This window comes from Arthrobacter sp. sptzw42 (assembly GCF_059089685.1).
The window spans coordinates 99,947-107,275 of record NZ_JBNHEX010000013.1 but is presented as its reverse complement, the minus strand read 5'-3'; the positions used below and the strand labels follow the sequence as shown (position 1 = coordinate 107,275).

The following is a 7,329-nucleotide window of genomic DNA, read 5'->3' as shown; positions in this document are numbered from 1 at the left end:
CTGCTCCGCCAGTACTTCCCGAAAGGAACAGACCTCGGCGTCCATAGTCCCGAACACCTCGCCAGAGTCGCCGCTGAACTCAATCGCAGACCACGCGAAATCCTAGGCTGGCAGAGCCCCATGGAGCACCTGGCTAGACTGACTTCACCGGCGATAGAACCATAAACCGTTGCAACGACCGCTGAACTCCGCCGCCCTCACAATGGCTCAGTTTTCGACCGTCACCGACAGTCCTCGTCCGGTGAGGATAACTTCGCCCCTATCTGTGGTGCGCGCAAGAACGACGTTGTTGTGAAGCGCGCAATACCTCCACGTTGTCCTCCTTTCGTCATTGACGAGACCGGCGGATGCTGAGGCTCAAGCAGTTCACAGCGATGCCAGCCAATATTCTGGCCGGCGCTGACTCTTAGAGGCTCTCGCCGTTGCCTGGTATGGCTGCTTTGCGTCGCCCGTTTGGCGAGAGCGTTTAAGGCAGGCGGCCTGTTGGCCGCTGCTTGGTAGCGGCGGGGCAGTTGCCGTTGCGATTGTCGACGGCCCGGGTGGCCGCCATACTGCCCCGCCGCAGTCAGGGGGCGGGCGGGTAGGTCCCGAGTGAGATCGCTGTGCCACTCGTGGAGGTCCGGTAGAGGAAACCCGGCCGGTCCTCGGAAGTCCATGCTTCGTAGCGTGAGGCCTTGTCATAGAGCCGTCTGTCGCCGCTGTGCTGCCGGACCCAAAGGATGTCTCCGTTCGAGGTGACAGCATCAACAAGGCCATGGCAGACGCTGTGTCCGTCCTGGCGGATTTCAACCCCGATTCCGGGCAAAGCACTCCAGTCCAATACGCGGCGCATCAAGTCAATCCTATGAGGCGGCGGCGAGGTGCCGGGTGTGAAGTCCCGTCAGAAAGCCCGAGGCGAGGTCCTTGGTGGCCGACGGTCAATTCCCGAACGGACCAATCCTTCCCATCCACCAGCAGCTCATACTGACCAAGCGTGTGCATCAGCGGAGCGTCACCGCCCAGCAGCCATCGGGTGTAATGGGCAGTGGCAAGCCACTGGCCGTCCTCCGGTGCCGAGTTCACGATCAGGTTGCTGATGTCATGCCGGTGCCCGTCCGGGGCACTCCACAACCGAGTGAACAACTGCCGCGCTCCCGCAGGATCCAGGAAGTGGCTGCAGGAAAGTACACGTAGCTGTTTCCCAGCAAGTCCACCACGGCTTCGACGTCCTTACGGTCTGCGATCGGGACGTACGTCTGAAGGAGATTGGCGATCTGGTGTCTGGCCTCAGCGGCATGGATGTTCATCGGGCCAATTCCGAATGTGCCGCCTGCCATTGACGGACCCAGGACCGGCCGTAGTCGTTGCCATGCGGGGTCCGCAGGACAGTGTGGACGTGGAACTGCTTGGGCGTGCGGTAATCCAGGAACACACCGCAGTGATGGTCGAGCTCGGCAATGATAACGGGGGACTGGATCCGGTAATAGAAGACATCGCCGGGCTCGTGCCCGCCGATCCAGGAAAACCAGGTCTCATCCAGATGCTCCCGGATTTCGCGCGTTCGTGCCGCGCGAGGGCCTTCCGGCAAGGGCAGGACGAATTTTTCGACGATCGAAAGGGCGATCTGTTGTGCTTCAGCGGGCATTTCTGCCACTCGGATTCCTTCAAAGGGGATAACCCGGTTGTCCTGGAACGCCCCGGCAAGGTGCCTTTCGTCCCCGGGATGCACCCGCCCTTCCGGCATGGCCGGGTCAACCATCTGCTGGTAGACCGTCGCGGCGGCCTTCTGTTCGGCGGGCAGTGCGGCCATGAGGTCGGTGCCAAGTTGGATCCGGTCTCCGAAAGCGGCAGTACCGGCGTGAGGGCCCTCGTCAATCTCGTTGGGTTCGGCTCCGAAAAAGACCGGGCTGAGGGACATGCGTCCTTCCACGACAAGGCAGTTGACGGCGCAATGATGCCCGAACAGTTGCCACCCCCACGGTGCGGTCTGATGCGGCGTCCCGTACAGGGCGAAGTTGTAGCTGAACTCGTTCAGGACACTTTCGAGTCCCACGACCTCTCCCAGGAAGCCGTTGATCAGCATCATGCCGTGGGCGAGTTCGTAGCCTTCCGGGCTTAGCGACGCTTCCACGAGCGCCAGTGCCATTTCACGGACGTTCCGGGGTTGGAACTCAAGCCTGAGGCCGGTATCGAACTGCATGAATTCGGGATTGGCCCAGGTCTGCCACTCCACGGCGTCCACCGGGTACGTGAGCTTTTCCCGGTCCTCGGCGGAAACCGAAGCCAGCAGAGCCTCGGCTGCCTCGGTCATGGCGGCAACCGGAGCCTCCTCGCCCGGCAACGCCGGCGCAAATGGGTAGAGACCTTCCCGTAGGGTCCCATCCTCGGTGACTCCACGGAATTCGTTCAGGTAGAGAGGTGTCCAGCCCTTAACCAGCTCACCGGTGAAGGTCCCCTCCTTTCGGGCCTCCTTGCGGTAGGCGTAGGCATCGAGGCCCTTCACGTCTTCAATGCGGGGATGGCCTTGCGGGAAGAGATACTGGCGGAACTCTGCTGTGCTCATGGGCGCACTCCTTCGTGCTCGGTAATCGGGTCAGTTGTTGTGGTTGGTGACGGCTTGCCTGACAGTGGTGATGTCACCACTGGCGATCGCTTCCACAAGTTCGGCGTGAACGCGCAGACGCTCAGCTCTGTAGGCCGCCGCTGCGGCCTCGTCCTCATCAACGCGTGAGGAAGCTGACGAAGACAAGTGCCCGAGCGTGCCGGTATATACAGCCCGGGCCATCGCGTTCGGGCAGATAGCGGCGATCCTCTCGTGCAGGGCCCAGTTCGCCCGCATGAATCCGTCCCAGTCCGTGGACGATTCCATGTTGGCCACGAGAAGACGCAGCTCGGAGATGTCCTCGTCGGTGCGGCATCGGGCAGCCCCGACGTCAATGAGTTCTTCGAGGTGGTCCCGCAGTTCAATGGCATCCATGACGGCCGAGGGCTGCTCACCGACCGTCAGAAGCGTGTGACGCAACCGGACCACAGGGCTGGGCTCGGCGACGAAGAGCCCTCCGGTACGGCCTGGACGGATTTCCAGCACCCCCCGCTCACGCAGGAGCCGGACCGCCTCGCTGACCGTCGCACGGGCATAACCGGTCTCTTCACGCAACGAGGCCAAGGTGCCCACGAGGGCGCCCGGTTCAAGACCCTGGGCACGGATCCGCTCTTCCAGGGCAGCAGCGAGATGATCCGCCCGCGAACGCGGCGCGGCCAGATTCAACCCGGCCACCGGAACCATGTGCGGTGTCCCGGAATCCTGCACGGCGGGCTGTACGGCGCCGGAAGTCTGTGTCATGCTCTTATTCAAGCACAAAAGGTGCGAATGTTTTAGCTCTTTTCGACAATGGCTGTCGGAACGTGAAGGGGAGTCCCATGAAGATCGTTGGTATCCGTCGCAATGCTGGTCCCGTGGAAGTCGCCGCACTTTCCCTGGACGGGCAGAGCGTCTCCGTGCTGGCCGGGCTTGAGCAGTTCTGGGCCGCCCCGGCCCAGCACCTTGCTTCAGCTGCCTCCGGGGAAACCCTGCCGTCGACCGGTGTCGAGTTCGTCCCGCCGGTTCTGCCCGGCGCCCGGGTGATCTGCATCGGGTTGAACTACCTCAAGCACGTCGCCGAGGGCTCCTTCAAGGACCAGGAACTGCCCGAACACCCGACCCTGTTCGCGCGGTGGACGCAGTCCCTCACGGTGGATGGAGCTGCGGTACCTGTCCCGTCCGGGGAGGACGGACTGGACTGGGAAGGCGAGATCGTCGCCTGGGTTGGTGAAACTCTCGTTGACGCCTCCCCGGAAGAAGCACTGGAAGCCGTTGTCGGCTATTCCGTTTTCAACGACCTCACCGCCCGGCGCGCTCAAAAACTCACCTCCCAGTGGATCCTGGGCAAGAACGCTGACCTTTCCGGTCCGGTCGGACCCATGGTTCCCGCCGGCGAGGTCGGTGACCTGCGCGACGGCCTGCGGGTCCAGACCCGTGTGAACGGTGAGACCGTGCAGGACGGGAACACCACAGAGATGGTCTACACCGTAGGTGAAACCCTGGCGCACATCTCCAAAACGTTCACCCTTCGCCCCGGTGACCTGCTCGCTACCGGAACGCCCTCAGGTGTTGGCTACGCACGCACCCCCCAGTGGCTCCTGCAGCCCGGGGACACCGTTGAAGTCGAGGTTGAGAAAATCGGCACGCTGCGCAACTCCATTGTTGGCAACGAAGCCCGCCATGCCGCGGCCCGCGAGATTCAGGCAGCACTGCGGTGATGGTCCACCGCCCCTCTATCGGGCTCGTGGGTAAAGGCGCAGCGGCATGAACAGGAGTGTTAGCCCACAAGGCCCCCTGGCTGGGCACCTCGTCGTCGACCTGAGCCGGGCACTGGCCGGACCGCACGCCGGGATGATGCTGGCCGACCTTGGAGCCCGCGTCATCAAAGTGGAGAACCCGGGAACCGGGGACGACACCCGCGGCTGGGGCCCGCCCTTCGTCGGCCCCGAAGACGACCTCCAGTCCACCTACTTCATGTCCTGCAACCGCAACAAGGAGTCCATCAGCCTGGACCTGAAAAGCGGCGACGGTCGGGCGGTGCTGCGCGGACTCCTGGAGCGGGCCGACGTGGTAATCGAGAACTTCCGCCCCGGAGTCATGGACCGGCTGGGCTTCTCGACCACGGCGATGCACGAGCTCAACCCGCGGCTGGTGATCTTGTCCATCACCGGATTCGGCCACGACGGGCCCGAGTCCCAGCGCAGCGGCTACGACCAGATCCTCCAGGGCGAAGCCGGGCTAATGTCCCTCACTGGCTCCGGGCCCGACGACCCCCAGCGGGTCGGCGTCCCCATCGCCGACCTGCTGGCCGGCATGAACGGCGCGTTCGGCGTACTGGCTGCGCTGGTGGAACGTGGCCGGACCGGCCACGGCCAGGTGGTCCGCACTTCACTGCTGGCGTCGCTGATCGGAGTCCACGCTTTCCAGGGCACCCGCACCACAGTGGCGGGTGACGTGCCGCAGGCCCAGGGAAACCACCATCCATCCATCGCGCCCTACGGCTTGTTTGCCTGCAAGGACGGAAGCGTGCAGATCAGCGTCGGCAGCGAAAAGCTGTGGTCCTCCTTCGCGGCGGTCTTCAATCTTGACCCGACGGCGCCGGGCTTTGCCAGCAACGCCGAAAGGGTGCGGAACCGCGCCGGGGTGATTGCCGCCGTCGAACGGGCCTTTGCTGCGTACGGTGCGGCGGAACTGCTGCAAAAGCTGAACGCTGCCGGGATCCCGGCAGGGAAGGTCCGCTCGCTGGATGAGGTGTATGCCTGGGAGCAGGTGGCGTCCCAGGGGCTCGTGGTGGATGTGGAGCATCCGCTGCTCGGGAAGGTGAGCCTGCCCGGGCCGCCGCTGCGGTTCTTCGCGCCCGGGGACGCCGCGGAAACCACGGTCACGGAACACGACGCGCCGCCGCTGCTCGATGAGGATGGTCCGGCGATCCGGGACTGGCTGGGACTGGCTGCCACCGTTGCGGAGGCGAAATAGCATGACGACGTCTGAAAAGGTGCGGCATATGAGCGCAACCGAGCTGCTGGAGACGGTGGTAGACCCGGGATCGTTCGTCTCCTGGGACACGGAACCGGACCAGCCGGAGATGTCCGCGGAGTACGCACGGGACCTGGCCAAGGCCCGTGAGCGCAGCGGCGCCGACGAATCGGTGCTCACCGGTGCAGGACTCATCCGCGGCCGCCAGGTGGCGCTGATCGTCAGCGAATTCTCTTTCCTGGCGGGATCGATTGGCCACGCTGCGGCGCAAAGGATCGTTGCCGCCGTCGAACGTGCCACTGCTGAGGGGCTGCCTCTGCTGGCCGGCCCTGCCTCCGGTGGGACACGCATGCAGGAAGGGACGCTCGCGTTCCTGTCCATGGTCAAGATCACCGGCGCTGTCCGTGCGCACCGCCAGGCCGGGCTTCCCTACCTGGTCTACCTGCGGCATCCCACCACCGGTGGCGTCATGGCATCCTGGGGATCCCTGGGGCACATCAACGTGGCCGAACCTGGCGCTTTGCTGGGCTTCCTGGGCCCACGCGTGTACGAGGCGCTGTACGGTGAGGCGTTCCCGGAGAACGTGCAGGTGGCGGAAAACCTCTTCAACAAGGGGCTGATCGACGGTGTAGTGGAGCCGGGCGATCTGGCCGACCTGGTGGGCCGAGCACTCGACATCCTCTCCTCGGGGAATTCGGTGGCTGAAGGGGCGACGCCGGCCCCACCCGAAACCCTGGACATCCGGCCCTCAACCGTCGACGCCTGGACCTCCATCGAGATCTCCCGCCGGCAGCGGCGCCCGGACCTGCGCCAGCTGCTGAAGTTCGGCGCCAGCGACGCGCTGCCCCTCAACGGAACCGGACAGGGGGAAAAGGACCCGGGGCTGCTGTTGGCGCTGGCCCGCTTTAGAACCCAGTCCTGCATTGTGCTGGGCCACGCCCGTCCGCTGCGGAGGGACGGAGCAGGGATGGGCCCCGGTTCACTGCGGGAAGCGCGCCGCGGGATGAAACTCGCTGAGGAACTGCGGCTTCCCCTGCTCACCGTCATCGACACTGCCGGGGCAGCGCTCTCCCAGGAAGCAGAGGAGGGCGGGCTTGCCGGAGAGATCGCCCGGTCGCTGCACGAGCTGATCGGGCTGGAATCGCCATCTGTCTCTGTGCTGCTTGGCCAGGGCGCCGGTGGCGGAGCCCTGGCGCTGCTGCCGGCCGACCGGACCATCGCCGCCCAGCACAGCTGGCTCTCGCCGCTGCCTCCGGAGGGCGCCAGCGCCATCGTGCACCGGACCACCGCGTTCGCGCCCGCCATGGCGCAGGCACAGGGGGTAAACGTGGCCGCGCTATATGCGAACGGCCTGGTGGACCACATCGTGGACGAGCGCGGGGATGCTTCCCTGGAGCCGCGGGAGTTCTGCACCCGGATGGCCCGTGCCATCGAGTACGAGCTAGCCTCGGTTGGCGTGGTGCCGGTCTCCCAGCTCGTGGCGTCACGGGCACGCAAGTACCGGAACCTCGGCAGCTAAGACCTGTCCGTCCGGCGGGCGCCGTCCTTCGCGGCGTCCGCCGTTGATACTGCACTCATCGCTATGCCGTTCCCCGTGGGCTTGCTTGGAACTGCAGCTTGCAGGCACAGGCAGACGGTGTTCACCCCACACCCCGCCACGGCCTCCGAGCCCTCGAACTTATGCTGCGGGAAGGCGTTCATGCGCCATGGAACGGGAGTTCTCGCAGCTACTTCTAATCCCGTTTGTTTAACCGCCGATAATGGATATTCCGTCAACCTGCCCAAGCCTTTCA

The 7,329-nt window shown here is 64.9% G+C and carries 7 protein-coding genes and 1 pseudogene; 4 read left to right on the top strand and 4 right to left on the bottom strand.

What is annotated here, in order from left to right:
• A pseudogene (locus AC5RT4_RS15170) lies at positions 1–165 on the top strand (IS30 family transposase); the annotation flags it as partial.
• Between the two features lie 400 nt (positions 166–565).
• Here the strand turns inward: AC5RT4_RS15170 and AC5RT4_RS15165 are convergent.
• From AC5RT4_RS15165 to AC5RT4_RS15150, 4 genes are all read right to left on the bottom strand, one after another.
• Positions 566–832: a hypothetical protein gene (locus AC5RT4_RS15165; RefSeq protein WP_494106302.1), complete on the bottom strand. Its 267-nt coding sequence runs from the start codon at positions 830–832 to the stop codon at positions 566–568.
• 232 nt (positions 833–1,064) lie between these two features.
• Positions 1,065–1,286, bottom strand: a complete 222-nt coding sequence (locus AC5RT4_RS15160; protein ID WP_494106301.1) for a hypothetical protein — start codon at positions 1,284–1,286, stop codon at positions 1,065–1,067.
• The gene (locus AC5RT4_RS15155; RefSeq protein ID WP_494106300.1) at positions 1,283–2,542 is read right to left on the bottom strand and encodes a DUF3500 domain-containing protein; all 1,260 of its coding nucleotides are present in this window, start codon (positions 2,540–2,542) and stop codon (positions 1,283–1,285) included. Before AC5RT4_RS15155 ends, AC5RT4_RS15160 begins: the two co-directional genes overlap by 4 nt.
• A gap of 30 nt (positions 2,543–2,572) precedes the next feature.
• The gene (locus tag AC5RT4_RS15150; protein ID WP_494106299.1) at positions 2,573–3,322 is read right to left on the bottom strand and encodes a FadR/GntR family transcriptional regulator; all 750 of its coding nucleotides are present in this window, start codon (positions 3,320–3,322) and stop codon (positions 2,573–2,575) included.
• A 77-nt stretch (positions 3,323–3,399) separates the two neighbouring features.
• Between AC5RT4_RS15150 and AC5RT4_RS15145 the strand changes: the two genes are divergently transcribed.
• From AC5RT4_RS15145 to AC5RT4_RS15135, 3 genes are read left to right on the top strand one after another with little or no spacing between them, the layout of a single operon-like run.
• On the top strand, positions 3,400–4,278 hold the full coding sequence (locus tag AC5RT4_RS15145; RefSeq protein WP_494106298.1) for a fumarylacetoacetate hydrolase family protein: 879 nt from the start codon (positions 3,400–3,402) through the stop codon (positions 4,276–4,278).
• Positions 4,279–4,324: 46 nt separating this feature from the next.
• Complete coding sequence (locus tag AC5RT4_RS15140; protein ID WP_494106297.1) at positions 4,325–5,536, top strand: CaiB/BaiF CoA transferase family protein; 1,212 nt, start codon at positions 4,325–4,327, stop codon at positions 5,534–5,536.
• Position 5,537: 1 nt separating this feature from the next.
• Positions 5,538–7,055 (top strand): carboxyl transferase domain-containing protein, encoded by a 1,518-nt coding sequence (locus AC5RT4_RS15135; RefSeq protein ID WP_494106296.1) that lies wholly within the window; start codon positions 5,538–5,540, stop codon positions 7,053–7,055.
• Positions 7,056–7,329: the final 274 nt, after the last annotated feature.

Excerpts from the sequence above, each read along its gene's own strand:
- AC5RT4_RS15165 (WP_494106302.1), bottom strand. The coding sequence starts at position 832 with ATGCGCCGCGTATTGGACTGGAGTGCTTTGCCCGGAATCGGGGTTGAA.
- AC5RT4_RS15160 (WP_494106301.1), bottom strand. The coding sequence starts at position 1,286 with ATGAACATCCATGCCGCTGAGGCCAGACACCAGATCGCCAATCTCCTT.
- AC5RT4_RS15155 (WP_494106300.1), bottom strand. The coding sequence starts at position 2,542 with ATGAGCACAGCAGAGTTCCGCCAGTATCTCTTCCCGCAAGGCCATCCC.
- AC5RT4_RS15150 (WP_494106299.1), bottom strand. The coding sequence starts at position 3,322 with ATGACACAGACTTCCGGCGCCGTACAGCCCGCCGTGCAGGATTCCGGG.
- AC5RT4_RS15145 (WP_494106298.1), top strand. The coding sequence starts at position 3,400 with ATGAAGATCGTTGGTATCCGTCGCAATGCTGGTCCCGTGGAAGTCGCC.
- AC5RT4_RS15140 (WP_494106297.1), top strand. The coding sequence starts at position 4,325 with ATGAACAGGAGTGTTAGCCCACAAGGCCCCCTGGCTGGGCACCTCGTC.
- AC5RT4_RS15135 (WP_494106296.1), top strand. The coding sequence starts at position 5,538 with ATGACGACGTCTGAAAAGGTGCGGCATATGAGCGCAACCGAGCTGCTG.